Here is a 22546-nt window from a genome sequence, read left to right on the forward strand (position 1 = left end):
CGGACCCTGGAAGAGGTCCCCGAGCTCTACGAATCCGCCGTCCGCGAAGCGGTGGCCGCCTTCGGCCGCGGCGAGTGCTTCGTCGAGCGCTACCTGGATCGCCCCCGCCATGTGGAAACGCAGTGTCTGGCGGACAAGCACGGCAACGTCGTGGTGGTCTCCACCCGTGACTGCTCCCTGCAGCGCCGCCACCAGAAACTGGTGGAGGAGGCTCCGGCGCCGTTCCTGTCCGAGGAGCAGAACGCCGAGCTCTACCGCGCCTCCAAGGCCATCCTGCGCGAGGCCGGCTACGAAGGCGCCGGCACGTGCGAGTTCCTGGTCGGGCAGGACGGCACGATCTCCTTCCTGGAGGTCAACACCCGCCTGCAGGTCGAACACCCCGTCACCGAGGAAGTCACCGGCCTGGACCTGGTGCGGGAGATGTTCCGCATCGCCGACGGCGAGGCCCTGGGCTACGACGACCCGCCGCTGCGCGGGCACTCCTTCGAGTTCCGTATCAACGGCGAGGACCCGGGCCGCGGCTTCCTGCCCGCCCCCGGCACCGTCACCCGCTTCGAACCCCCCACCGGCCCCGGCATCCGCCTCGATGCGGGGGTGGAGTCCGGCTCCGTGATCGGCCCGGCCTGGGACTCCCTGCTCGCCAAGCTGATCGTCACCGGCGCCACCCGCCGGCAGGCCCTGGAGCGGGCACGGCGGGCTCTGGCGGAGTTCACGGTCGAGGGCATGGCCACCGCCATCCCCTTCCACCGCGCCGTCGTCGCCGACCCCGCCTTCACCGACGACCCCTTCCACGTCCACACCCGCTGGATCGAAACCGAATTCGACAACCAGATCCCCCCGTATGCAGGAACAGCCGGCACGGGGGACGAGGACGGTGAAGGCGGTCGGGAGACCGTCGTGGTCGAGGTCGGCGGCAAGCGCCTGGAAGTCTCCCTGCCCGCCTCCCTGGGCATGACCCTCGCCCGCACCGCCGCCGCCGGCGGCGCCAAGCCCAAACGCCGCGCCGCGAAGAAGTCCGGCTCCGCCCTGACCGGCGACACCCTCGCCTCCCCCATGCAAGGCACCATCGTCAAGGTCGCCGTCGAGGACGGTCAGGTCGTCCAGGAGGGTGATCTGGTGGTGGTTCTGGAGGCGATGAAGATGGAGCAGCCGATCACCGCCCATCGGGCCGGTACGGTCAAGGACCTGGCTGCCGAGGTCGGTGCCTCGATCGCGTCGGGCGCTGCGATCTGCGAGATCAAGGACTGATCCTCTGTATTTCCTATGAGCGTGCTGTGTGTTCGACGAACGGATGTGCAGTTTGCGTAGATAAGTGCGCTCTTCGGGTGAACTTTCCGGGCATATGTGTGGCGCGCCGCGCTTTGCGGCATGCACTGGACATATGCTGGCACGCCGTTTTGGCGGCCCTGGGCATCGGAACCGACGCGACTGGGAGGCCGTCATGGCGACGCTGTGCAGACCGGCCATTGCCGTTCCCGAACACGTGATCACCCGGGAACAGACGCTGGAGCTCGCACGGACGCTCCACGCCGACCATCCTCAGCTGGGGCTCGCCCTCCGGCTGATCGGCAACACCGGCGTGCAGAAACGACACCTCGTACAGCCGATCGAAGACACGCTCAAGCACCCGGGCTTCACCGTGCGCAACGCCCGGTACGAGCGCGAGGCCAAGGCCCGGGTGCCCGACGTGGTGAACAGGGCGCTGGACCACGCGGAGCTCACTCCCCGAGACATCGATTTGATCGTGTATGTGTCGTGTACAGGCTTCATGATGCCGTCGCTGACGGCATGGATGATCAATACGATGGGCTTCCGCCACGAGACCCGGCAACTTCCCATCGCCCAGCTGGGCTGTGCCGCGGGCGGCGCCGCCATCAACCGGGCGCACGACTTCTGCCAGGCCTACCCGCGGTCCAATGTGCTGATCGTGGCGTGCGAGTTCTGTTCGCTGCTCTACCAGCCCACGGACCTGGGCGTGGGCAACCTGCTCTCCAACGGCCTCTTCGGCGACGCCCTGGCGGCCGCCGTGATGCGCGGGGAGGGCGGTACGGGCGTACGGATCGAGCGCAACGGCTCGCACCTGGTGCCGGACACCGAGGAGTGGATCTCCTACGCGGTGCGGGACACCGGCTTCCACTTCCTGCTGGACAAGCGGGTGCCGGGCACGATGGCGATGCTGGCGCCGGCCATGCGCGACATGGCCGAACCCCACCAGTGGGACGTCTCCGAGCTCGACTTCTACATCGTCCACGCGGGCGGCCCGCGCATCCTCGACGACCTCGGCCATTACCTGGGGCTGCCGCTGGAGACCTTCCGCTACAGCCGGGAGACGCTCATCGAGCGCGGCAACATCGCCAGTGCCGTCATCTTCGACGCCCTGGAGCGGCTCTTCGTGGACGGCGGGGCCCACGACGGGGCCCGCGGCATCATCGCCGGCTTCGGCCCGGGCATCACCGCGGAGATCGCGCTGGGCACCTGGACGGAGAAGGGCGTCGGCGACGACTCGGCGGAGCGGGCGTCGGCCGTCGCACGGGCGTGAGGAGGCCCACGGGGGACCGGCCGGCCCCGGGAGGCGAGGAAGGGGGGCCCGGGGCCGGCACGCGGGCGCAGGAGGCCGTTGCCGGCCCCCCGCGCCCCGCACGCCTTACAGGTCGAACTCGGCGGGGTTGATGCCCAGCGCGAAGCACGCCTCGCGGACGACGGCCTGCTCGTCCTTGTCGAAGTTGCCGTCGGCGCCGCCGATCACGATGCCTATCTGGATCACCGCGCGCGCCTCGGTCGGCTTCTTGTGCACCTTGCCGATGACCTGCATGACGCTGACCTTGCCGAAGTCGAAATCGGTCGTCAGCTTCTGGCAGTAGTCGTTGAAACGGGCCTGCAGGTCGTCGGCGGGGAAGTTGCGCAGGACGTCGTTGGTGGCGATCAGCGAGGCGACGCGCTGCCGCTCCGAGGCGTCGATCGAGCCGTCGGCGGCCGCCACCAGCGCGCACATCGCCATGCTCGCGTCACGGAATGCGCCGCTCTTGAGCTCGTTCTTCTTCGCCAGCAGCTGGCCCTGCATCGTCGTGGCCGAGTCCTTGAACCGGTCCCAGAGCGCCATGTGCGTCAGTCTCCTTGTGCGAATAGGGGTGCACAGGGAGAACCGTCGCGGACGTTAAAGAAGTTCCCAAGGACGGGAAAGGGCAGGAAAAGCGTCGCTATCCGGCCAAGCTATCCGGCCAGCGGGTCCAGGTGCATCGGCCGCACCTTCCCCTCGATCAGCGCGCCCAGCCCCATCACCGCACACACGTCCGGCTTGTCCGCGATGCGCACCACCATGCCCGTGGCCTGCTCGATCATCATGTCCAGCCCCGGCAGCATCGCGCTGCCGCCCGCAAGCATCACCCCGCGCTCGGCGAGGTCGGCCACCAGGTCCGGCGGGCACTCCCGCAGCACCCGGCCGATCGCGTCGATCACCGCCGTCAGCGGGGTGTGCACCGCCTCCCGGACGTGAGCGGTGTTGACCAGCACCGTACGGGACAGGCCCGTGGCCACGTCCCGGCCGCGCACCTCCGCCTCCGTGCCCATCCGCGCCGGATCGAACAACGCCAGATGCAGCGGGTGCAGCCCCTGCGACGGCAGCATCAGCTCGTGCTCGCTGCGCAGGTGCTGGATCACCGCGTAGTCGATGGCGTCCCCGCCGACCTGCACCTTCTCCGCCGCCACGATGGAGCCCAGCGACAACACCGCGATCTGCGTGGAGGCGGCCCCACACATCACGATCATCGTCGCCTCGGGCTGCTCCACCGGCAGCCCGCAGCCCACGGCCGCGGCGATCAGCGCGTCCACCAGCTCCACCCGCCGCGCCCCCAGCGCCGTGAGCACCTCCACGGCCGCCCGCTGCGCGATCGGCTCCGCGTCGTGCGGCAGGCACACCGCGGCCCGCAGCATCGGCTTGCGGCGCCAGGCGCGGCGGATCTTGTCGTTGACCAGAAAACGCAGCATGCGCTGCGCCATGTCGATGTCCACGACCGTGCCGCCGGAGATGGGCCGCACCACCCGGATGTGCCCCGGCGTCCGCCCGGCCATCCCGCCGGCCAGCGTGCCCACCGCGATCAGGGACCCGGTGCGGCAATTGATCGCGGCGAGACTCGGCTCGTCCACGACCAGGCCGCTGTCCCTGAGATAGACGCGGGTCCTGGACGCTCCGAGGTCGACGGCCACGGTGCAGCGCGTGAGCTGCTCGAGACTGAGGGTCATCAGATCTGGTCCTGCCCTGCTCGACGCCAATGATCCAAAGCCATCGTGCAAGGCGCCGCGCCGCACTGCCCGCGGAAAGGGTCCGGCTGTGTGAAGGCCGGTCGTGTGAACCGGACGGAGAAGGGCACCCCCGTGGCCCGCCTCCGCCCCGGCTCACGCAGGCGAGTCTGGCAGGGGGGTCTGACAACGGCCTAAGCTCGAAGGTATGACCGACCCGAGCACCTGGCGGGTCGCCGAGGGCAGGCCCTGCACCCACCTCGGCGAGGTCCGCGACGTCAAACCGCGCACCCCGGAGGGGTGCGAGGAGTGCCTGCGCATCGGCAGCACGTGGGTCCACCTGCGCGAGTGCCTGGTGTGCGGCCACATCGGCTGCTGCGACAGCTCCCCCCACCAGCACGCGAGCGCCCACGCGCACACGACCCCCGGCCACGATGTGGCCCGCTCGGCGGAACCGGGCGAATCCTGGGCCTGGTGCTACGCGGACGCGACGCTGCTCCTGCCGCCCGGCGCGTCCGGCGCTTGAGGGCGCCGCGCGGGGCGCGGTCCGGGGTGCGCGGGCGCGGCCGCAGGCGAGCGCGCTACCAGCTGGACTTCCGCACCCCCGGCAGCAGTCCCGCGTGCGCCGCCGCCCGCAGGTTGATCCGCGACAGCCCGAACGCGCCCACGTACCCCCGCGGCCGCCCGTCCACGGCGTCCCGCTGCCGCACCCGCGTCGCGCTCGCGTCCCGCGGCTGCCGCTGCAGCTCCCGCTGGGCGTCCGCCCGTGCGTCGGGCGTCGTCCTCGGGTCGCGGATCACCGCCTTGAGCAGGGCCCGCCGCGCCGCGTACCGCGCGACGACCAGCTTCCGCGCCTCGTTCTTCGCGATCTTGCTCTTCTTCGCCATCAGACCTTCCCTCCCCGCGCGCGGATGCGCGCCACTGCCGCCTCGATGCCGATGGCATCGACGGTCTTGATCCCCTTCGTGCTGAGCGTGAGCCGTACGGAGCGTCCTTCGCTCGGCAACCAGTAGCGCTTGCGCTGCACGTTGGGGTCGAAGCGGCGGCTGGTGCGCCGGTGGGAGTGGGAGACGGTGTTGCCGAACCCCGGCCTGCGGCCGGTCAGCTGGCAGTGGGCGGACATCCGCAGCACCTCCAAATGAAAATGGAAACCATTTCTGTATAGTAGCCCCCATGGCCCGCACCAATGAACTGCGCCCCGTCATCAAGCTCAGGTCCACCGCAGGCACCGGCTACACCTACGTCACCCGCAAGAACCGCCGTAACGACCCGAATCGACTCGAACTGCGGAAGTACGACCCCGTCGTCGGCCGCCACGTCGTCTTCCGAGAGGAGCGCTGACCCATGAAGCCCGGCATCCACCCCCCGTACGGGCCCGTCGTCTTCCGGGACCGGGCGGCCGACTTCGCCTTCCTCACCCGCTCCACCGCGACCAGCGACAAGACCATCGAGTGGGAGGACGGCAACACCTACCCCGTCATCGACGTCGAGATCTCCTCGGCGAGCCACCCCTTCTACACGGGCACCGCCCGCGTCCTGGACACGGCCGGCCGCGTGGAACGCTTCGAACGCCGCTACGGCAAGCGCCCGGCGGACGGGGCCCGTTGATGGACGCGCTCCCCGCCGCCCTGCCCGTCGTCCTCGTCGGCGGCCTGCACGCCGACGCGCGCCGTACCGTCGTCCAGCGGCTGCTGGAGACCGTTCCCCGCAGCGTCGCCCTGCACCACGACCTGTCGACGGCCGCCGCCACCGGCACGGTCCGCCGTACGGTCCGGGACCGCAGGGGCCTGCTCGGCGAGAGCGAGGTGCCCCTCGTCAACGACTGCGCCTGCTGCGCCCTGCGCGAGGACCTGGTCCCGGAGCTGGGCCGCCTCGCCGGCAGCGGCGACGCCCGCCTGGCCGTCGTCGAGTTGTGGGATTCCGTCGAACCCAAGGCGATGGCCGAGGTGGTGGCGGCCCACGCCGCCCCGGAGGCGGTGCTCACGGGCCTGTTCACGGCCGTCGACCCCGCCCTTGTGCTGCCCACGCTCGCCAATGGCGACGACCTCGCCGAGGCGGGCCTGGCGGCGGCGCCGACCGACCTGCGGACGGTCGGCGACACCTTTGCCCGGCAGCTGGAGTACGTCTGCGTACTGGCCCTGGCCGAGGGCGAGGAGCCGGCCGGCGACGGCGACCGGGCGCTGCTGCGTCAGCTCGCCCCCGCGGCGCGATGTGTTCCGGTCGATTCCATCGACCTGGCCGCGTGCGCATTCGAGGGTTTCGACGTCGCGGCGGCGGCCGCCCGCAGTCACCCGGCGTGCGCGCTGCTGCCGCAGGAGGCCGACGAGGCGGGCGTGGGCACCCTCGTCTGGCGCCGGAACAGGCCGTTCCACCCGGGCCGGCTCTACGCCGCCCTGGAGGACCTGACCTGCTGTGCCGCCCGCAGCCGCGGGCGGTTCTGGCTGGCCGACCGGCCCGACACGCTGCTGGCATGGGACGCGGCCGGCGGCGCCCTGTGCGTCGAGAGTGCGGGCCCCTTCCTGGCCGCCCTGCCGGACGCCGCCTGGGACCTCGTACCGGCCGAGCGCCGCGTGGCCGCAGCCCTCGACTGGGATCCGGAGCACGGTGACCGCGGCCAGTACTTGACGTTCACCTCGCCCGAGCTGGACCGCGAAGGGGTGACCGCCCTTTTGGAGTCGTGCGTGCTCACGGACGCCGAGTACGCGGCGGGCCCGGACGGCTGGCGCCGCCTGTCCCCCGCATTCGACGAGCTCCTCGACCCCGTCTCCTGAACCCTCGTCCCCCGACAGCCTTCGACCGAAAGGGCCGACCGTGTCGCGCCGCATCCCTCCCCGGCCACGCCGGAATCCCCTCGACGCCGCCGGAATCACCCACGTCGACTACAAGGACACCGATCTTCTGCGGAAGTTCCTCTCGGACCGCGGGAAGATTCGCAGCCGCCGGGTGACCCGGGTGAGCGTCCAGCAGCAGCGGCAGCTGACGCGGGCGATCAAGAATGCCCGCGAGATGGCCCTGCTGCCTCATTCCGGAAGCCGGTCCCCTTCCGGAGCCGGATCACTCGGAGGTTCGGCTTCCGCGAAGAAGTCGTGAAGTAGTGGGAGGAACACCGTCAGTGCACGTGCATCGGCTCATGCAGAGGCACATGAACGGAGCTATGATCCGGAGGAGTTGACGTCCTCGAATCGTTGTTCTGGATGCGAGGGCGGACCCAGCAACGATCCGGGAGTCTCCAGTGGCCCAGGCGTACAACGGAATGGCCGCCTCGGACATCCAAGATGTCGTGTGGCGAAAGAGCCGCTACTCCAACTCCCAGGGCTCGTGCGTGGAGTTCGCCAAGTTGCCGGGTGGCGGGGTTGCCGTGCGCAACTCCCGCCACCCGGACGGTCCGGCGCTCGTGTACACACCCGCCGAGATCGAAGCCATGGTGCTCGGCATCAAGGACGGCGAATTCGACTACCTGCTGCGCGACTAACCCCGTGATCTAGTCGCGCCCGCGCGGCAGCCGGAACAGAGCCCAGACGACCTTGCCGTGGGTCGCTCCGGCGAGCGGGTGCCAGCCCCACGCATCGCTGAACGACTCCACGAGGAACAGCCCGCGTCCGCATTCGGCACCGGCGTCGGCCTCGCCCTCGGCCGGCCCCGGTCCCGTCTCGCTCGGATCGCGCACCGCGCACACCAGCCGTGACGTCCACCGCATCAGATGCAGCCGCACCAGGGGTTCGGTCCCCCCGACCCACCCCAGGCCGGCCATCTCCGCCATTCCTTCGAACCGGGCCATCCGGTCCGCCGGCAGGGCGTAGCGCATCGAATTGGTCACCAGCTCGGACACGACGAGAGCCACCTCGTCGAAGAGCGTCCCCAGCTCCCACTGGTCGAGCGTGGCCCGCGTGAACTGCCGGGCGCTGCCGACCGCTTCGAAACAGGGCGGGAGCGTACAGGAGGCCGAGGTGGAGTCGGTGGATGAGTCGATCGGAGGAAGCCCTCGCCATAAGGGTGAGAGCACAGTCGATCCTTCGGTACCCATCCGAGGCACTCCTGGCAATCGAGGACGTGACGTGCACGTGTGCGAGCTCCATGGTTGCCAATGCGTCCGGCGGATGCAAGGGCAGATGCACGTGCACGGGGCGGATTTGGGGGCGCACAGGGGGTTCGGTGCCAATTCTCCCTACGCCCCCCGTCGTAGAGCTCCTGCCCGTGGCCGGTCTGCGTAACCGCACCTGCACGCAACGGAGCCCGGAGATGGCAGACTTCGGCGCCGGGGGCTGCGGGGGTCGCCCCGGAAAGGCCGTAGACCGCGACCGGGAGCGGGGCCGGGCAGGACCGGCGGCCGTCCCGGCGAGAGGAAGGGTCCCAGAGATGGCCACGAGCGAGTCGAGCGGTTCCGTGGTGCGACGCATCCTGCTGGGCTCCCAGCTGAGGCGGCTGCGCGAGGCGCGCGGCATCACGCGCGAGGCGGCCGGCTACTCCATCAGGGCGTCCGAGTCGAAGATCAGCCGCATGGAGCTGGGCCGGGTGAGCTTCAAGGCACGGGACGTGGAGGACCTGCTCACGCTGTACGGGGTCGGTGACCCCGCCGAGCGCGAGGCGCTGCTGGGCCTGGCCCGGGAGGCCAACGTCGCCGGCTGGTGGCACAGCTACAGCGACGTGCTGCCGGGGTGGTTCCAGACGTACGTGGGCCTGGAGGGTGCGGCCTCCGAGATATCGATCTACGAGGTGCAGTTCGTGCACGGCCTGCTGCAGACGGAGGGCTACGCCCACGCCGTCGTCGTGCGCGGCCAGCCGGGCGCGGACGCCGCCGAGACCGAGCGGCGCGTCTCGCTGCGCATGGAGCGCCAGAAGCTGCTGTTCTCGGAGCGGGCGCCGCGCTTCCACGCCGTCCTCGACGAGGCGGCACTGCACCGTCCGTACGGTGACGAAACGGTCATGCGCAATCAGCTGCAGCACCTCATCGACATCTCCGAGCAGCCCAACGTGACCCTGCAGGTGATGCCTTTCGCCCACGGCGGGCACGCGGGGGAGAGCGGTGCTTTCACGCTGCTGCGCTTCCCCGAGTCCGACCTGGTCGACCTCGTCTACCTGGAGCAGCTGACCAGCGCGCTCTACCTGGACAAGGCCGAGGACGTCGCCCAGTACGCGCGCGTGATGGAGCGCCTGCACGCCGACAGCCTGTCCCCGGAGAGGACGCGCGACCACATCTCCGCTCTGCTGCAACGCCTGTGACGTGACTGACACGCGCGTACGATGACGTCCGGTCAGAGGAACGAATGTCGGCACAACGTCGGTACGCACAGCGGTACACACGTCGGCATGAACGTCGGTACGCACAGGTACGCACAGGTACGGCAGAGCCTCGCAGACGGGATGGCGCATGTCCTACGGATCCAGCTTCGACGCGTTAGCGGCCCAGTACATAGACGGCGAGTGGCGGGCCGGCACCGGCTCGTGGGACATCGTCGACTTCAACCCGTACGACGGTGAGAAGCTCGCCTCCATCACCGTGGCGAGCGTCGCGGAGGTGGACCTTGCCTACCGGGCCGCCGAGCGCGCCCAGCCGGCCTGGGCCGCCACCAATGCGTACAAGCGCCGCCTGGTCTTCGAGCGCGCCCTGCGCCTGATCGACGACCACGAGAAGGAGCTGGCCGCCGCCATCACCGCCGAGTGCGGCGGCACGGCCACGAAGGCGGCCTTCGAGCTGCACCTGGCGCGCGAGTTCCTGCGGGAGGCGATCCAGCTGGCCCTGCGGCCCGAGGGCCGCATCCTGCCCGCGCCGGACGACACCAAGGAGAACCGCCTCTACCGGATCCCGGTCGGCGTCGTCGGGGTGATCAGCCCCTTCAACTTCCCCTTCCTGCTGTCCTTGAAGTCGGTCGCGCCCGCGCTCGCGCTCGGCAACGCGGTCGTCCTCAAGCCGCACCAGAACACCCCGGTGTGCGGCGGCACCCTGGTCGCCCGGCTGCTGGAGGACGCCGGCCTGCCCGGGGGCGTCCTCAACGTCGTCGTCACCGACATCGCCGAGATCGGTGATGCCCTCATCGAGCACCCGGTGCCCAAGGTCATCTCCTTCACCGGCTCCGACAAGGTCGGCCGGCACGTCGCCACCGTCGCCGCGTCCCACTTCAAGCGCACCATCCTGGAGCTCGGCGGCAACAGCGCGCTGATCGTCCTCGACGACGCGGACGTCGACTACGCGGTCGACGCCGCCGTCTTCAGTCGCTTCATCCACCAGGGCCAGGTGTGCATGGCCGCCAACCGCATCCTCGTCGACCGGACGGTGGAGGAGGAGTTCACGCGGAAGTTCGTCGCCAAGGTGCGCACCCTGAAAGTCGGCGACCCGTGCGACCCCGCTACGCACATCGGCCCGCTCATCAACTCGGGACAGGCGGAGGCGATCACCAGCCTGGTGGAGCAGTCGGTCGCGGACGGTGCCACGGCCCTGCTGCGCGGGGTGACGGACGGCAACCTCGTCGCCCCGACCGTTCTGACCGGGCTGCCGCCCGATTCGCCCGTCCACGGGCAGGAGATCTTCGGCCCGGTCGCGGTGATCGTCCCCTTCGACGGCGAGGAGGAGGCCGTACGCATCGCCAACGCCACCCCGTACGGGCTGAGCGGGGCCGTCCACACGGGCGACGTGGAGCGGGGCGTGCGCGTGGCCATGCGCATCGAGACCGGCATGGTGCACGTGAACGACGCGACCGTGCACGACGAGCCGATCGTGCCGTTCGGCGGCGAGAAGCACTCGGGGGTGGGGCGGCTGAACGGGGAGTCGATGGTGGAGGCGTTCACCACGACGAAGTGGGTCTCGATCCAGCACGGCCGCAGCAGATTCCCCTTCTGATTTCCGCTCCGGTTCCTGCTCCGGTTCCCGCTGCGAGACATGCCGGGCGTGCGGGCCGCATATAGGACCGCCTCCGACCTACATCCGCCCTACTGTTGATCTGTCAGCACGCAACAGCCGCGGTGGACGAAAGGCGACGTCACCCATGCCCACGCATGTGATCGAGAAGGACCCGGCCGACGAGCGCAGCACCCTGCTCGCCTTCCTCGACGCCCAGCGCGGCGGTCTCCGCCGCGCCGTCCTGGGCCTCACGGAGGAGCAGGCGGCCACGAGGCCCAGCGCCAGCGAGCTGTCGCTGTCCGGGCTCCTCAAGCACGTGGTCGAGACCGAGCAGTCCTGGGTGCGCCGCGCCGAGGGCCTGCCGCCGGCCGTCGCCCGCGACGAATCGAACTGGGGAGAGTCCTTCCGCCTCCTCGAGGGCGAGTCGGTCACGGGGCTGCTGGCCCACTGGGCCGCCGTCGCGGCAGAGACCGAGCGCTACGTGTACTCGGTGCAGAGCCTGGAGGAAACGTTCGCTCTGCCGGAGGCCCCCTGGTTCCCGCCGGGCGAGCGGGTCTCCGTGCGCTGGGTGGTGCTGCACCTGATCGAGGAGATCGCCCGGCACGCGGGCCATGCGGACATCATCCGCGAGTCGCTCGACGGGAAGACCGCCTTCGAACTGGTGGCGGTCGAGGCGGAGGGCCGGGGCACAACCGCCTAGGCTTGACCGGGTCAGAACCCGAGCGGCACGAGAAGCGGCCGCGCGAAGCGGTACGAGAGCGGTACGAGAGATGTCGGCGATCCGGCTGCTGGTCCTGGGCTCGGTGCGGCAGCACGGCCGCGCCCACGGCTACCAGGTGCGTGGCGACCTGGAGATGTGGGGCGCCCAGGAGTGGTCCAACGCCAAGCCCGGCTCGATCTACCACGCCCTGAAGACCATGGCCAAGCAGGGCCTGCTCGTCGCCCACGACACGGCCCCCAGCGAGGCCGGCGGCCCGCCCCGTACGGAGTACGAGCTGACGGCGGCGGGCGAGGCGGAGTACTTCTCCCTCCTGCGCACCGCCCTGGCCTCCCACGACCAGCGGGTCGACGTGCTGACCGCCTGCGTCGGCTTCCTGGTCGACCTGCCGCGCGCCGAGGCCGTCGCCCTGCTGCGGCAGCGCGTGGCGGCCCTGGAGGCGTGGCGGGAGGACATCCGGCGCCGCTGGACACCGGGGGAGGGCGAGGACTGGGGGCACATCGCCGAGATCGGCGTCCTGTGGGAGGACATCGCCGCCGGCGGCGCCCGCTGGGCGCGCGGCCTGATCGAGCGGCTGGAGGCGGGGGCGTACGTGATGGCGGACGAGGGCGACCCGTGGGACGGCATCGCGCGCTGAGCACGCGCCCCGGAGGTGTGCGCCGAGCCCGCACCCGGGCGTCGCGCGCTGATCGCGCGCCGCGGCATCGTGCGCTGAGCACGCGCCCCGGGGCGCGCACGGCGGCGCCTGGCCGGTTGCGTTCGCACGTACTGACAGTGCCGCGCAACCGATTGAGGGGCCGACGCCCCTTCCCTACGCTCCCCGCGTGAGGATTCCCACCGAACCCATCGGCAGCATCCCTCGACCCCCTGAGCTGCTCGAAGCCATGGCAGCCCACGATTCCGGCAAGATCGACGACGCCGATCTCGCCGCCGCCCGGGACCGCGCGGTCCGTGACACGATCCGGCGCCTGGAGGAGCTCGGCTCCGCGGTGGTCACCGACGGCGAACAGTCCAAGCCGAGCTTCGCGACCTACCCCCTGGCGGGGCTGCCCAGCCTGTCGCCCGACGGCGTGGTCATCCCCTTCGCGGACGGCCACACCCGGCAGCTCCCCGCCCTGACCTCCGGTCCCTTCCACTACGGCGTGCGGGCCGACACCTACCTGCGGGCGGCGCAGGCCCACGCGACCGTACCCGTGAAGCAGGCGGTGATCGCCCCCTCGGCGCTCAGCCTGCTCTACCCGCCGAGCGGCATCGACGGCTACCCGAGGGAGGCCTTCCTCGACGACCTGGCGAACGAGGCCGAGGCGGACATCCGCACATGCCTCGACGCCGGCGCCCACGCGGTCCAGCTCGACTTCACCGAGGCCCGACTGTCCCTGAAGCTCGACCCCTCGGGCGGCGTCCTGGACTCCTTCATCGACCTGAACAACCGCGTCCTGGAGCGCTTCTCGGACGCCGAACGCGCCAGGATCGGCGTCCACACCTGTCCCGGCGGCGACCAGGACTCCACCCACAGCCTGGACGTCGACTACGCGGCCCTCGTACCCAAGCTCCTCCGGCTGAAGGCCGGGGCCTTCTCCGTCCAGCTGGCGAGTGAACCGGATCCGGACAAAGTGCTGAGCGTCCTGGCCGACCATCTGCCGGACGGCGTACGGCTGTTCGTCGGCGTGACCGACCCTGTCGACCCGCGCGTCGAGACCCCCGAAGAGGTCCGCGACCGCGTCCTCGCGGCCGCGCGCCACATCCCGGCCGACCGCCTGGGCACCTGCGACGACTGCGGCTTCTCCCCGTTCGCGGACGACACCTCGACGTCCCGGGAGACCGCCTTCGCCAAGATCCGCGCCCGGATCGAGGGCACGGCACTGGCGGAACGCGAACTGGGACTGGGCTGAATCCGGTCACAACGCCTGCCGGCCGGGGGCCCGGGGTCCCCGGCCGGCAGGATTCGCGCCCCTTTACGGGCGCCGCGGACACACCTGGGGCGTGCCCGGCGGATCATGCAGCGCCCCGTAGGGGCGCGGGGCAGTATCGATCTGCGGCTGGCGCCGCGTGGGCCCGATCGGCCACCGGCGGCCCGCAGTCGACGAGCCACCCCGGGGCCACCCCGGGGCCCGGGCGAAGCACGGCACTCTCCCTGCGGGCGCAGGGCGGCTTGTCGCGCAGTTGCCCGCGCCCCTTGCAGGGCGGCGCCGTGGACACGCCCTAATGCCGGCTAATGCCGGAACGCGTCCTTGGCGTGCTCAGCGGCCTGCTTGGCGTCCGCCTTGCTCTGCTCGGCCTTTCCGCGCGCCCGCTTGGCGTCGTTGCCCGTGAGCGATCCGGCTGCCTCCTTGGCCTTGCCCTTGGCCTTGTCGGCCAGGTTCTGCGCCTTCTTCTCGGCACTCATACGATGCCTCCAGGATTCGCGTCGGCGTCGTTGACTCCGGTTCGTCTTCCTCCCCGGAGCCACGGCAAACCCTAGGAACGGATGGTGCGCGAGCCGAAGGCCGCGAATGTCGCCCCGACGGGTATCGACGAGCCGACGGCGTGGTCCATGGCGTGAAGTACGCCACGAACCGGCGAGGTGATCAGGAATTCGCCCTGGGTCGTGGACACCCGCAACAGCGGTTCACCATGGGCCACGGGTTCTCCCGGCACCTTGTACCGAAGGACCACGGTGACTGCCTGACCGTGCCGCTGCCCCTGCCCCTGACCGTTCCCGTTCCGGCCGGGGAGCGCCGGCATGAAGAGCGTGTCACGGCCCGCGACAATGCCGAAATGCGCCGGCACGGCCGCAAGGGGCGGGGGAGGCGGAGCAGGCGGCGGAGGGACGCGCTGCGTGGTCAGGTACTTCGTCTTCGCGACCTGCTCGGCGATGAACGTCGTGACGTCGGCGGGCCACACGCCGGCACCACCGGCCTGCGCGGCGCAGTGGTCCAGGACGTGGGACAGGGCCGGCCGGTCGCCCGGGTCCTTGCCCAGAGCGGCACGGATCAGCGGGGCGATCCCCGCCGGCACGCCCGAGAGGTCCGGTTCGTCGTGGACGACGCGGTACGCCACGGCCGCCGCCGGCCCCACCCCGAAGGGGCTGTGCCCGCTGGCCGCGTACACCAGCACACCGGCGAGGCAGAAGACGTCGCTCGCCGGTGTCGCCTCCCGCCCCAGCATCTGTTCCGGCGACATGAAGGCCGCGGTGCCGATGACGCCCGATTGCGTCAGGTGGGAGGTGGCATCCAGTGCCCGGGCGATACCGAAGTCGATCACGCGGGGCCCGTCGTCGGCGAGGACGACGTTGCCGGGCTTGAGGTCGCGGTGCACCACCCCGCAGGCGTGTACGGCCCCGAGCCCCTCGGCCAGCCCCGCACCCAGCGCCGCCACGGCAGCCGCCGGCATCGGGCCGCACCGCTCGACCGCCTCCTGCAGGGAGGGGCCGGGGATGTAGGACGTCACCAGCCAGGGCGGATCGGCGTCGGTGTCCGCTTCCACGACCTGCGCCGTGTAGAAACCGTTGACCCGGCGGGCCGCCGCGACTTCCTGGGCGAACCGGCGGCGGAACACCGCGTTCTCGGCGAGCTCCGCCCGCACCAGCTTCACCGCGACCGCCCGCCCCCCGCGCGAGCGCCCCAGGAACACCCGGCCCATCCCCCCACTGCCCAAACGCGCGAGCAGACGGTACGGCCCGACCTCCCGTGGATCAGCGGGCAGCAAAGGCCTCATCAGGTCGCGCCCCCGTCGTCGTGGCGGATGATGGCAACAACTCACCGGTGTGAGAAGAAGTATGGCGTGCAACCGAGCGCGGCAGGAGAGGTGAAGGCGCAATGCCCGACAAGTCCCGCGACGACGATCGCAACGATCAGGACGCAGATCCGGTCAATGATCAGGACGAAGCATTCCTCGGCCGCCTCACGGAACGCCTGTCCGCGCTGCCGGCCGTGGAGGCCGTCACGCTGGGCGGCTCGCGCGCACAGGGCACGCACACGCCCGACAGCGACTGGGACACCGCCGTCTACTACCGCGGCGCCTTCGACCCTGCCGACCTGCGCGCCCTCGGCTGGCCGGGGGAGGTGTCCGGGATCGGCGACTGGGGCGGCGGGGTGTTCAATGGCGGCGCGTGGCTGACCGTCGAAGGGCGCCGGGTGGACGTCCACTACCGCGACCTCGACGTCGTCGAGCACGAACTCGCCGAGGCGGAGAAGGGCCGCTTCCACTGGGAGCCGCTGATGTTCCACCTGGCCGGCATCCCCAGCTATCTCGTCGTCGCCGAGCTCGCGATCAACCGCGTCCTGCACGGTACGCTTCCGCGCCCGCCGTACCCGCAGGCCCTGCGCGAGTCCGCCCCCGCCTTCTGGCGCGGCAACGCGCACCTCACTCTCGCGTACGCCCGCGCGAACCACGCCCCCCATGGCAGGCTCACCGAGGTGGCGGGAGCCCTCTCCACCGCCGCCCTGCAGACCGCGCACGCGGTGCTGGCGGCGCGCGGGGAGTGGGTCACCAACGAGAAGACCCTTCTCGGGCGGGCCGGCCTGCGCGACGTCGACGGTGTCCTCGCGGGCCTGAAGCCCGACCCCGACACCCTGCGGACGGCGATCGAGGAGGCGGAGGCCTTCTTCGCCGCGACGGGCTCCTAGTCTGTAGCCACCGTTGCGGAAGGGAGGCCGGGCCGGGATGCAGGGCCACAACACGCGCAGTACGGTGGCGAATTCACAGGCCGCAGTGATCGCGCAGGGCCACACGGTGAACGTGTACGGCCCCCTGCCCGACGGCCCCCCGGCCCCGCGCGATCCCTGGGTGGAACTGGCAGCGGAGTCGAACGTCTGGCGCCACGTCCCGCCCGACCGCGGCGCCGAGCCGTTACGGCAACTGGTGGTGGACGTGGTGACGGCACTGACCGGCCTGCGGGACGGGACGGACGTCCCGGACGACCCATGGGTACGGGACGAGGGCGTCGTGTACCGGTTCGCGGAGTGCGTGGAGTACCTGCTGGCCGGTGACGGGGAGCTCGACTTCCACCCGGCGGAGGCGGCACTCCTCATCCTGACCCCGTTCCTCTACCGAACGCACTATCTGCAACTGACGGCGGCGATGCGCGACGCAGCCGGCCCGTCGTTCACGGCGTTCGCGGAGAGCCACGACTTCCTCATGGGCCGGGCCAGACAGAGCTCCGACGAGGACGCACGACCCCTCACCAGCTGGCTCTTCCACCGCTGGTTGGTACAGGGAGAGGAGTTCGCGGGCCCGCAGCAGGTCCGCCGGCTCCTGGACGACATCGGCGACCCGGCCGATGCGATGGGCGAGATCCTGGACGTACGCCGTGTCTGCCGCCTCCTGCACGGACTGCGGCGCGGCGCGGACGTGTGCAACCGCGAGTTCCTCGACACCCTGCCCGCCGACGACGCCGTCCGCGTCCGCCGCGGCGGCCCGCAGCGCATCCGCGACCAGCGCCTGGTGCTCCTGCTGGCCCTCGCCTACGGCATGAGCCGCGACGTCACCGCGCTCCCGCAGATCGTGGTGGAACACGTGGGCATTCCCGACCCCGTCGACCTGGACCAACTCCACCGCACCCTCTCCCGCTCCGGCTGGGGCGGCTCCCGCGACCTGCCGGTACTCCGCGCGGAGTGCCGCCACGCGGCGGTGATCGAGGGCCTGCGCGAGTACGTGACGCGCACGGACGAGCTCCTGGCGGCGGTACGCCGCACGGCCCACGAACGCGTCACCCACCCCTTCCCCACCCTCCCCGCCCGCCTCTCCTCCGACGAGGTCAGCCCGGCCGACGACGTCGTCAAGGGCTGGGCGGGCTTCCGCCTCGACGAACGCCGCGTCCGTGACCTCCTCCTGGGCGTCCAGCTCTACAAGGACCGCGACCTGGCGATTCGCGAGCTGTATCAGAACGCCCTGGACGCCTGCCGTTACCGACGAGCCCGGACCGAATACCTGGATCGGACGAGAACGGCGACGTACGCGTACGAGGGCCGCATCACCTTCGACCAGGCCACGGACGAGGACGGCCGCGAATACGTCGAATGCCATGACAACGGCATCGGCATGGGCGAATCCGAACTCCGCGGGGTCTTCTGCAAGGCGGGCTCGCGCTTCGTCGACCAGCTGGACTTCAAGCTGGAGCGAGCGGATTGGGGTCGGGTCGAGCCACCGGTGGCGTTCTACCCGAACAGCCGCTTCGGCATCGGCGTACTGAGCTACTTCATGCTGGCCGATGAGATGCGGGTGCGGACGTGCCGCATGGACGCGAAGGGGGAACTGGGGCCGGTGCTGGAGGTCCGGGTCTTCGGGCCTGGGCACCTGTTCCGGATCGTGGAGGTGAAGGCGCGGGGGGAGGAGGCGGACGCGGGGACGCGGGTGCGGCTGTATTTGCGGGAGGGAGAGCGGGGGCCGGGCTGGTCGTGCGTGGACGTGCTGGAACGGCTCCTGGGAATTGCGGAGTTCCCGACGGAGGTCCGGCACGGGGGCCGTACGACCGATTGGGAACGGGGCGTGTTCCGGCCCCGGGAAGGCCCGAAGGGCGAGGCCCTCGGGATCAACGCGCACGGCTCCGTGGTCGCTTGGGCCGACCCGCCGGCCGGGGCCCAGGTGATCTGGTGCGAGGAAGGCGGGGCCCTTCTCGTCGACGGCCTGGTCGTCCAGCCGACGGTGCGGCGTGGCGTGCTGGCGACACGGGACAGCCGGCCCAGGGGATTCGTCGTCAACCTTTTCGGTCCACTGGCTCCGAACCGGCTCTCGGCGGACAGGGCGAACGTCCTGGACGACGTCTCCGCCACACTGCAGGAGATCCTCGGCAGCGCCGTCCACGACTTGGTGCGCGTCGATGCGCCACTGCCCAGTTACGAGTGGATCGTTCAAGTGGCGAGCGCCAATGGGGCGCTTGGGGATCTGATAACGGTTGCGGCGGTGAGCGCCGGCCGGACGTTCCACCTCGATGGGCTGACGTTCTCGATGGAGCACCAAGGGTGCTTCCCTGCCGACCTGTCGATTGTCGCCGAGACGCTCATGGACCGGGACCCACGGTTCTGGGTATCCGGCTACCCACCTGACGACATCGTGCTGTGGCGGCTGTTGGCTCACCGGGCCGAAGCCGTCCTGGAAGAGCTCACGGCGGTCTGCCCGGAGCTCGCAGAGGTCGGCGAGGTACGACTGGCGTTGCCGTCCGACATGGAAATGCTGGCCGCCGAGACCGATGGGCATTTTCTGTGGTCTTGGCGCCCCCGCGACATCCTCGGAACCGACATGGTGCGGATCTCCGAGGCAACCGGCGCATCGCCCGAGGAGGTCCTGGAGCGGGTACTCGATTTCCGGAGCCACGAACGGACGCCTGAGATGGTCGCCGCTGTGGCTTCCGGCGGCGGTCCGGCCCTCATGGTCTTGTTCGACCGCGCGGGAAACCGTGTCGGGCCAGGATATGAGGTAACGGTCGCGCGTCTGATGGATGTGGCGAGAAGGTTTCGAGTGAGCGCGGAGGAGGTTGTCGAGGCATGGCGCTGTATGGGTGCACACGTTCCGGACGACATTCTGACGCTGCACAACGAGGCCGTTGATCACCCCCTGTTCTCTCGCGAGACCGTGGAGCGCATGGGCTACTTGCCCGATACCGGCCCGATCGCACCCGGGCAGATTGCAGCTGCTTCCCTGGCCCTGGGCCTCGGCGTTCCCGAAGTCTGCGATCGGTTCCGACGCTACGGGTTTCGGATTGATCCGGGCTGTCTGCCCGATCGGCCCGACGAGGATCTGCTGCGGTTTCTCAGCGAGGGCCTGGAGGTCGGGCCGCCGTGGCTGGACCGTTCGGAAGAGGTGCCGCCCGGACATGTGATTGCTGTGGCCGGCGACCTGGGCATGGAGCTCCCGGTCGTCTGCGAACGGCTGGCTGGGCTGGGATTCAAGATTCCGTCCCGCTTCCCTGCGGATGTTCGCCGCGACGACTTGGAGCTGCTCTACGACATCGTGAACAGCGACGATCCATTCCTGCGCCCTGGCAGGCCCATCCGTTATGCACATTTGTTCCAGGCGGGTCCGACCGGGGTGCGAGCCGCCATTGAACGGCTGGAGGTGTACGGGTTCGACATCCCCCTGTCCATTCCGCGTCGGCTGACGATCCTGGACCGGGTCCTGCTCTTCAACGAGGACTTCTGGGACGACCTGAACACCGAGGACACCATGCCCTTCGCCCGCGTCCTGCTGATGTCGCGTGTCGTTGCGACCGCTCCTGAGGAACTGGTGCGTCTGCTGGACCACTACGGGGTGGAGCTCTCGTGCCGGCGGATGCCGGACGGCCTGTCGAGGGAGGCTGCCATCGAGCTGATCGGCGGATCGGACCTGGTGGACATGAACGGGGTTTCGCTTCCCGCCCCGCTCGTCCGCCTCATTGAGAACTCCCGCCGCATCGGCGCCACCATCGAACAGACATGGCACTGGTACCGGGCCCTCGGCCTCCCCGTGATCGACCTCCCCCGCGTCCTCCGCGAAGCGATCCCGCGGATCCCGCGCGCATCCTGACCCAGCGTGGATGCGCACCGTACCGCACACCATGCCCCCGCGCGACGCGCATGCGCCCCCGCGCCTGGGCATAGAAAGGAGCGGGGGACGAGGAGTCGAGAAGCGGAGGATCGCCAGCCATGAACTGCCCCAACTGTGGGAGCGACAACATCACCGTCTTCCCGCAGGAAGACGGGTCCGCGTACTGCGAGTGCGCGGACTGTGACGTGTCCTTCACCGACAACCCCTGAAAGTTCTCGCCGGCCCTCGTCACACTCGTGCGTCGCCATCCGTCAAAGCAGTGAGAGCAACTCGAAGACGCCGAGACGCCCGAAGGGGAGACGACGATGACGACGACGGCTGCGCGTTCGATCACTGCTGAGGTGCAGGTGGGGCCGCGGATGTCCGATCCGGTGAAGCTCGTGCCCGAGCTCGCGGAGGTGTCCGCGGCCCTGTTCAAGGCCGCCGGCAACCAGTCGGTGCCGCGGAGCACGATCAGCCTGGTGCAGCTGCGCGCCGGGCAGATCGTGGCCAACACCTACCTGACCGTTCTGCACACGGGGTTCCTGCGCAAGATGGGGGAGTCGGAGGAGCGGATCACCTCGGTGTCCTCCTGGCAGGACTCGCCGTACTTCACGGCGCCGGAGCGCGCCGCGCTGGCCCTGGTGGAGGCCGTGCTGCAGCCCTCGGCCCAGGGCGAGCGGGTCTCCGACGAGCTGTACGCCGCGGTGGCGGAGCACTACGACGAGAAGGCCCTGGCCACGCTCATGATCGCCATCGGGCAGGTGAACTTCTTCATCCCGATCGCGCTCATAGCCAAGCCGGTGCCGGGCCGTTCGTTCAACGAGCCGTGGGAGTAATCTTCCGGTCATGAGCATGCCGACCCTGCGTCCCGCCACGCGCACCGATCTGCCGGCCGTCCTCGCGTTGCTCGCCGACGAGGACACGGTGATCGACCCGGCGACGATCACGGTCACGGAGGAGTACGAGCGCGCGTTCGCGGCGATCGACGCGGACCCGCGCAACGAGATGCTCGTCCTCGTCGATCGCGACGGCACGGTGCTGGGTTGCCTGCAGGCGACGTACATCCCGGGGCTCGGCAAGGGCGGGGCCGAGCGGGCCCTGATCGAGGCGGTACGGATCCGGGCGGACCGGCGCGGTGGCGGCCTCGGCCGGGTCCTGATGGAGCTGGCGACGGAGCGTGCCCGTGCCCGCGGGTGCGCCCTGGTCCAGCTGACCAGCAACAAACAACGGAAGGACGCACACCGCTTCTACTCCACGTTGGGCTTCACCCCCACCCACGAGGGCTTCAAACTAACGGTCACCCCATAGGGACGCGAGGAACCGCGCGCCCCCCAGGGGCGCGGGGAACTGCGCGACAAGCCCCGACGGTGCCGCACCGCCCCACGCACAGGCCCACCCGAAGGGGCGCGGGGAACTGCGCGACAAGCCCCGACGGCGCCGCACCGCCCCACGCACAGGCCCACCCCCAGGGGGCGCGGGGAACTGCGCGAGAACCCGGAGCCCCTCAGGACAGCCAGTCGGCATAGCGCGTGGGCGCAATGCGGGCGCCGCCGCCCTCCGGCACCGTGAGGACGTCACCCTCGACGGCCCCGAACAGCCCGGCACCGTCCTCGGTCACGACGGATCGCCCGTCCCCCTTTGTCGCCACCGTAAGGCGCCCCAACTCGTCGAGGGGATAGACATCGGGCCCCGCGACGTTGAGGACGCCGTTCAAGGGGCTGCCCGCGGCGACCTCGGCCACCACCGCCGCGACGTCCGCCGCAGCGATCGGCTGCACAGGAGTGCGCGGCAAGCGCACCGTGCTGCCGTCCGTGGTCATGGCCATGGTCGCCTCCATGAACTCCATGAACTGCGTGGCGCGGACGATCGAGTAAGGGATCGGCCCGGCCCTCAAAACGTCCTCCTGGAGGACCTTCGCGCGGTAGTAGTCCAGGCCGGGCACGCGGTCGACGCCGACGATCGAGAGGATGACGAAGTGCCGGACCCCGCCCTTCGCGCTCGCGGCGAGAAGGTTGTCCATCGAGGTCCGGAAGAAGGAGAGCGAGGCGTCGTCGAAGGTCGGGGAATTCGTGAGGTTGACGACGACGTCGGCGCCGTTGACGGCCGCCTCCACCCCGTCGCCGCTGATGACGTCCACGCCGGTGGACAGCGCGTGCGGGACGGCGTGGTGCCCGGCCCCGTTGAGGTTCTCCACGACCCGGGACCCGATGAGCCCGGTCCCGCCGATGACTGCGAACTCCATGAGCCGGCCTTCCTTCGGTCAGATGGTCATG

Annotated in this window: 25 protein-coding genes; 17 read left to right on the plus strand and 8 right to left on the minus strand. The window is 70.5% G+C overall.

Going from position 1 to position 22546, the window contains the following annotated elements; translation table 11 throughout:
* Both AB0K17_RS22595 and AB0K17_RS22600 read left to right on the plus strand, forming a co-directional pair.
* On the plus strand, nucleotides 1-1248 hold a 1248-nt coding region (locus tag AB0K17_RS22595), incomplete at its 5' end, for a biotin/lipoyl-containing protein (RefSeq protein WP_365984041.1).
* A 193-nt stretch (nucleotides 1249-1441) separates the two neighbouring features.
* Nucleotides 1442-2539 carry a type III polyketide synthase gene (locus AB0K17_RS22600; RefSeq protein WP_365984042.1) on the plus strand — a complete coding sequence of 366 codons (1098 nt, stop codon included), beginning with the start codon at nucleotides 1442-1444 and terminating at the stop codon, nucleotides 2537-2539.
* A gap of 105 nt (nucleotides 2540-2644) precedes the next feature.
* Here the strand turns inward: AB0K17_RS22600 and AB0K17_RS22605 are convergent, their stop codons facing one another.
* Nucleotides 2645-3100, minus strand: coding sequence for a TerB family tellurite resistance protein (locus tag AB0K17_RS22605; RefSeq protein ID WP_344439069.1), 456 nt, complete (start codon nucleotides 3098-3100; stop codon nucleotides 2645-2647).
* A gap of 110 nt (nucleotides 3101-3210) precedes the next feature.
* A complete protein-coding gene (locus AB0K17_RS22610; RefSeq protein ID WP_365970174.1) occupies nucleotides 3211-4239 on the minus strand; it encodes a rod shape-determining protein in 1029 nt (342 codons plus the stop codon).
* Between the two features lie 205 nt (nucleotides 4240-4444).
* Here AB0K17_RS22610 and AB0K17_RS22615 point away from each other — a divergent pair, with 205 nt between their 5' ends.
* Entirely contained in the window at nucleotides 4445-4762 is a 318-nt protein-coding gene (locus tag AB0K17_RS22615) for a UBP-type zinc finger domain-containing protein (RefSeq protein ID WP_365970173.1), read from the plus strand.
* A gap of 55 nt (nucleotides 4763-4817) precedes the next feature.
* On the opposite strand, the gene rpsN is transcribed toward AB0K17_RS22615, so the two are convergent.
* Entirely contained in the window at nucleotides 4818-5123 is a 306-nt protein-coding gene (gene rpsN, locus AB0K17_RS22620) for a 30S ribosomal protein S14 (protein ID WP_365970172.1), read from the minus strand.
* Nucleotides 5123-5359, minus strand: coding sequence for a 50S ribosomal protein L28 (gene rpmB / locus AB0K17_RS22625; RefSeq protein ID WP_365970171.1), 237 nt, complete (start codon nucleotides 5357-5359; stop codon nucleotides 5123-5125). The genes rpsN and rpmB overlap by 1 nt, the downstream gene beginning before the upstream one ends.
* Nucleotides 5360-5409: 50 nt before the next feature.
* On the opposite strand from rpmB, the gene rpmG reads away from it, so the two are divergent.
* The 5 genes from rpmG to AB0K17_RS22650 all read left to right on the plus strand — a co-directional run bounded on the left by rpmG (nucleotide 5410) and on the right by AB0K17_RS22650 (nucleotide 7708).
* Complete coding sequence (gene rpmG, locus AB0K17_RS22630; protein ID WP_365970170.1) at nucleotides 5410-5577, plus strand: 50S ribosomal protein L33; 168 nt, start codon at nucleotides 5410-5412, stop codon at nucleotides 5575-5577.
* A 3-nt stretch (nucleotides 5578-5580) separates the two neighbouring features.
* Nucleotides 5581-5844: a type B 50S ribosomal protein L31 gene (locus tag AB0K17_RS22635; RefSeq protein ID WP_365984043.1), complete on the plus strand. Its 264-nt coding sequence runs from the start codon at nucleotides 5581-5583 to the stop codon at nucleotides 5842-5844.
* Complete coding sequence (locus tag AB0K17_RS22640; RefSeq protein ID WP_365970168.1) at nucleotides 5844-7007, plus strand: GTP-binding protein; 1164 nt, start codon at nucleotides 5844-5846, stop codon at nucleotides 7005-7007. The genes AB0K17_RS22635 and AB0K17_RS22640 overlap by 1 nt, the downstream gene beginning before the upstream one ends.
* A gap of 40 nt (nucleotides 7008-7047) precedes the next feature.
* Nucleotides 7048-7326, plus strand: a complete 279-nt coding sequence (rpsR, locus tag AB0K17_RS22645; protein WP_365970167.1) for a 30S ribosomal protein S18 — start codon at nucleotides 7048-7050, stop codon at nucleotides 7324-7326.
* A 142-nt stretch (nucleotides 7327-7468) separates the two neighbouring features.
* Nucleotides 7469-7708, plus strand: a complete 240-nt coding sequence (locus AB0K17_RS22650) for a DUF397 domain-containing protein (protein WP_365970166.1) — start codon at nucleotides 7469-7471, stop codon at nucleotides 7706-7708.
* A gap of 9 nt (nucleotides 7709-7717) precedes the next feature.
* Here AB0K17_RS22650 and AB0K17_RS22655 read toward each other — a convergent pair whose 3' ends face one another.
* Nucleotides 7718-8260, minus strand: coding sequence for an ATP-binding protein (locus AB0K17_RS22655; protein ID WP_365984044.1), 543 nt, complete (start codon nucleotides 8258-8260; stop codon nucleotides 7718-7720).
* Nucleotides 8261-8592: 332 nt separating this feature from the next.
* On the opposite strand from AB0K17_RS22655, the gene AB0K17_RS22660 reads away from it, so the two are divergent.
* From AB0K17_RS22660 to AB0K17_RS22680, 5 genes are all read left to right on the plus strand, one after another.
* On the plus strand, nucleotides 8593-9456 hold the full coding sequence (locus tag AB0K17_RS22660; RefSeq protein ID WP_365984045.1) for a helix-turn-helix transcriptional regulator: 864 nt from the start codon (nucleotides 8593-8595) through the stop codon (nucleotides 9454-9456).
* 148 nt (nucleotides 9457-9604) lie between these two features.
* A complete protein-coding gene (locus tag AB0K17_RS22665) occupies nucleotides 9605-11071 on the plus strand; it encodes an aldehyde dehydrogenase family protein (protein ID WP_365984046.1) in 1467 nt (488 codons plus the stop codon).
* Between the two features lie 145 nt (nucleotides 11072-11216).
* Complete coding sequence (locus AB0K17_RS22670) at nucleotides 11217-11771, plus strand: DinB family protein (protein ID WP_365970162.1); 555 nt, start codon at nucleotides 11217-11219, stop codon at nucleotides 11769-11771.
* 70 nt (nucleotides 11772-11841) lie between these two features.
* Nucleotides 11842-12426 carry a helix-turn-helix transcriptional regulator gene (locus tag AB0K17_RS22675; protein ID WP_365984047.1) on the plus strand — a complete coding sequence of 195 codons (585 nt, stop codon included), beginning with the start codon at nucleotides 11842-11844 and terminating at the stop codon, nucleotides 12424-12426.
* A gap of 187 nt (nucleotides 12427-12613) precedes the next feature.
* The gene (locus tag AB0K17_RS22680) at nucleotides 12614-13681 is read left to right on the plus strand and encodes a cobalamin-independent methionine synthase II family protein (RefSeq protein ID WP_365984048.1); all 1068 of its coding nucleotides are present in this window, start codon (nucleotides 12614-12616) and stop codon (nucleotides 13679-13681) included.
* 320 nt (nucleotides 13682-14001) lie between these two features.
* Here AB0K17_RS22680 and AB0K17_RS22685 read toward each other — a convergent pair whose 3' ends face one another.
* Together AB0K17_RS22685 and AB0K17_RS22690 are read right to left on the minus strand one after the other, a co-directional pair.
* Nucleotides 14002-14175 carry a CsbD family protein gene (locus AB0K17_RS22685; protein WP_365970067.1) on the minus strand — a complete coding sequence of 58 codons (174 nt, stop codon included), beginning with the start codon at nucleotides 14173-14175 and terminating at the stop codon, nucleotides 14002-14004.
* A 71-nt stretch (nucleotides 14176-14246) separates the two neighbouring features.
* Nucleotides 14247-15485 carry a protein kinase gene (locus AB0K17_RS22690; protein ID WP_365984049.1) on the minus strand — a complete coding sequence of 413 codons (1239 nt, stop codon included), beginning with the start codon at nucleotides 15483-15485 and terminating at the stop codon, nucleotides 14247-14249.
* A 101-nt stretch (nucleotides 15486-15586) separates the two neighbouring features.
* On the opposite strand from AB0K17_RS22690, the gene AB0K17_RS22695 reads away from it, so the two are divergent.
* From AB0K17_RS22695 to AB0K17_RS22710, 4 genes are all read left to right on the plus strand, one after another.
* Nucleotides 15587-16396, plus strand: coding sequence for a nucleotidyltransferase domain-containing protein (locus tag AB0K17_RS22695; RefSeq protein ID WP_365984050.1), 810 nt, complete (start codon nucleotides 15587-15589; stop codon nucleotides 16394-16396).
* Between the two features lie 37 nt (nucleotides 16397-16433).
* Entirely contained in the window at nucleotides 16434-20270 is a 3837-nt protein-coding gene (locus tag AB0K17_RS22700; RefSeq protein WP_365984051.1) for an ATP-binding protein, read from the plus strand.
* A 380-nt stretch (nucleotides 20271-20650) separates the two neighbouring features.
* Nucleotides 20651-21109, plus strand: coding sequence for a carboxymuconolactone decarboxylase family protein (locus tag AB0K17_RS22705; RefSeq protein WP_365984052.1), 459 nt, complete (start codon nucleotides 20651-20653; stop codon nucleotides 21107-21109).
* 10 nt (nucleotides 21110-21119) lie between these two features.
* Entirely contained in the window at nucleotides 21120-21581 is a 462-nt protein-coding gene (locus tag AB0K17_RS22710) for a GNAT family N-acetyltransferase (protein WP_365970063.1), read from the plus strand.
* Nucleotides 21582-21777: 196 nt separating this feature from the next.
* On the opposite strand, the gene AB0K17_RS22715 is transcribed toward AB0K17_RS22710, so the two are convergent.
* Entirely contained in the window at nucleotides 21778-22515 is a 738-nt protein-coding gene (locus AB0K17_RS22715; RefSeq protein ID WP_365984053.1) for an SDR family oxidoreductase, read from the minus strand.
* Nucleotides 22516-22546 lie beyond the last annotated feature (31 nt).

Source organism: Streptomyces sp. NPDC049585 (assembly GCF_040675615.1).
GTDB lineage: Bacteria > Actinomycetota > Actinomycetes > Streptomycetales > Streptomycetaceae > Streptomyces > Streptomyces luteosporeus.

Bases quoted from the DNA above. Each gene is read 5' to 3' on its own strand.
- AB0K17_RS22600 (WP_365984042.1), top strand. From the start codon at position 1,442: ATGGCGACGCTGTGCAGACCGGCCATTGCCGTTCCCGAACACGTGATC.
- AB0K17_RS22605 (WP_344439069.1), bottom strand. From the start codon at position 3,100: ATGGCGCTCTGGGACCGGTTCAAGGACTCGGCCACGACGATGCAGGGC.
- AB0K17_RS22610 (WP_365970174.1), bottom strand. From the start codon at position 4,239: ATGACCCTCAGTCTCGAGCAGCTCACGCGCTGCACCGTGGCCGTCGAC.
- AB0K17_RS22615 (WP_365970173.1), top strand. From the start codon at position 4,445: ATGACCGACCCGAGCACCTGGCGGGTCGCCGAGGGCAGGCCCTGCACC.
- rpsN (WP_365970172.1), bottom strand. From the start codon at position 5,123: ATGGCGAAGAAGAGCAAGATCGCGAAGAACGAGGCGCGGAAGCTGGTC.
- rpmB (WP_365970171.1), bottom strand. From the start codon at position 5,359: ATGTCCGCCCACTGCCAGCTGACCGGCCGCAGGCCGGGGTTCGGCAAC.
- rpmG (WP_365970170.1), top strand. From the start codon at position 5,410: ATGGCCCGCACCAATGAACTGCGCCCCGTCATCAAGCTCAGGTCCACC.
- AB0K17_RS22635 (WP_365984043.1), top strand. From the start codon at position 5,581: ATGAAGCCCGGCATCCACCCCCCGTACGGGCCCGTCGTCTTCCGGGAC.
- AB0K17_RS22640 (WP_365970168.1), top strand. From the start codon at position 5,844: ATGGACGCGCTCCCCGCCGCCCTGCCCGTCGTCCTCGTCGGCGGCCTG.
- AB0K17_RS22655 (WP_365984044.1), bottom strand. From the start codon at position 8,260: ATGGGTACCGAAGGATCGACTGTGCTCTCACCCTTATGGCGAGGGCTT.
- AB0K17_RS22660 (WP_365984045.1), top strand. From the start codon at position 8,593: ATGGCCACGAGCGAGTCGAGCGGTTCCGTGGTGCGACGCATCCTGCTG.
- AB0K17_RS22665 (WP_365984046.1), top strand. From the start codon at position 9,605: ATGTCCTACGGATCCAGCTTCGACGCGTTAGCGGCCCAGTACATAGAC.
- AB0K17_RS22670 (WP_365970162.1), top strand. From the start codon at position 11,217: ATGCCCACGCATGTGATCGAGAAGGACCCGGCCGACGAGCGCAGCACC.
- AB0K17_RS22675 (WP_365984047.1), top strand. From the start codon at position 11,842: ATGTCGGCGATCCGGCTGCTGGTCCTGGGCTCGGTGCGGCAGCACGGC.
- AB0K17_RS22685 (WP_365970067.1), bottom strand. From the start codon at position 14,175: ATGAGTGCCGAGAAGAAGGCGCAGAACCTGGCCGACAAGGCCAAGGGC.
- AB0K17_RS22690 (WP_365984049.1), bottom strand. From the start codon at position 15,485: ATGAGGCCTTTGCTGCCCGCTGATCCACGGGAGGTCGGGCCGTACCGT.
- AB0K17_RS22695 (WP_365984050.1), top strand. From the start codon at position 15,587: ATGCCCGACAAGTCCCGCGACGACGATCGCAACGATCAGGACGCAGAT.
- AB0K17_RS22700 (WP_365984051.1), top strand. From the start codon at position 16,434: ATGCAGGGCCACAACACGCGCAGTACGGTGGCGAATTCACAGGCCGCA.
- AB0K17_RS22705 (WP_365984052.1), top strand. From the start codon at position 20,651: ATGTCCGATCCGGTGAAGCTCGTGCCCGAGCTCGCGGAGGTGTCCGCG.
- AB0K17_RS22710 (WP_365970063.1), top strand. From the start codon at position 21,120: ATGAGCATGCCGACCCTGCGTCCCGCCACGCGCACCGATCTGCCGGCC.
- AB0K17_RS22715 (WP_365984053.1), bottom strand. From the start codon at position 22,515: ATGGAGTTCGCAGTCATCGGCGGGACCGGGCTCATCGGGTCCCGGGTC.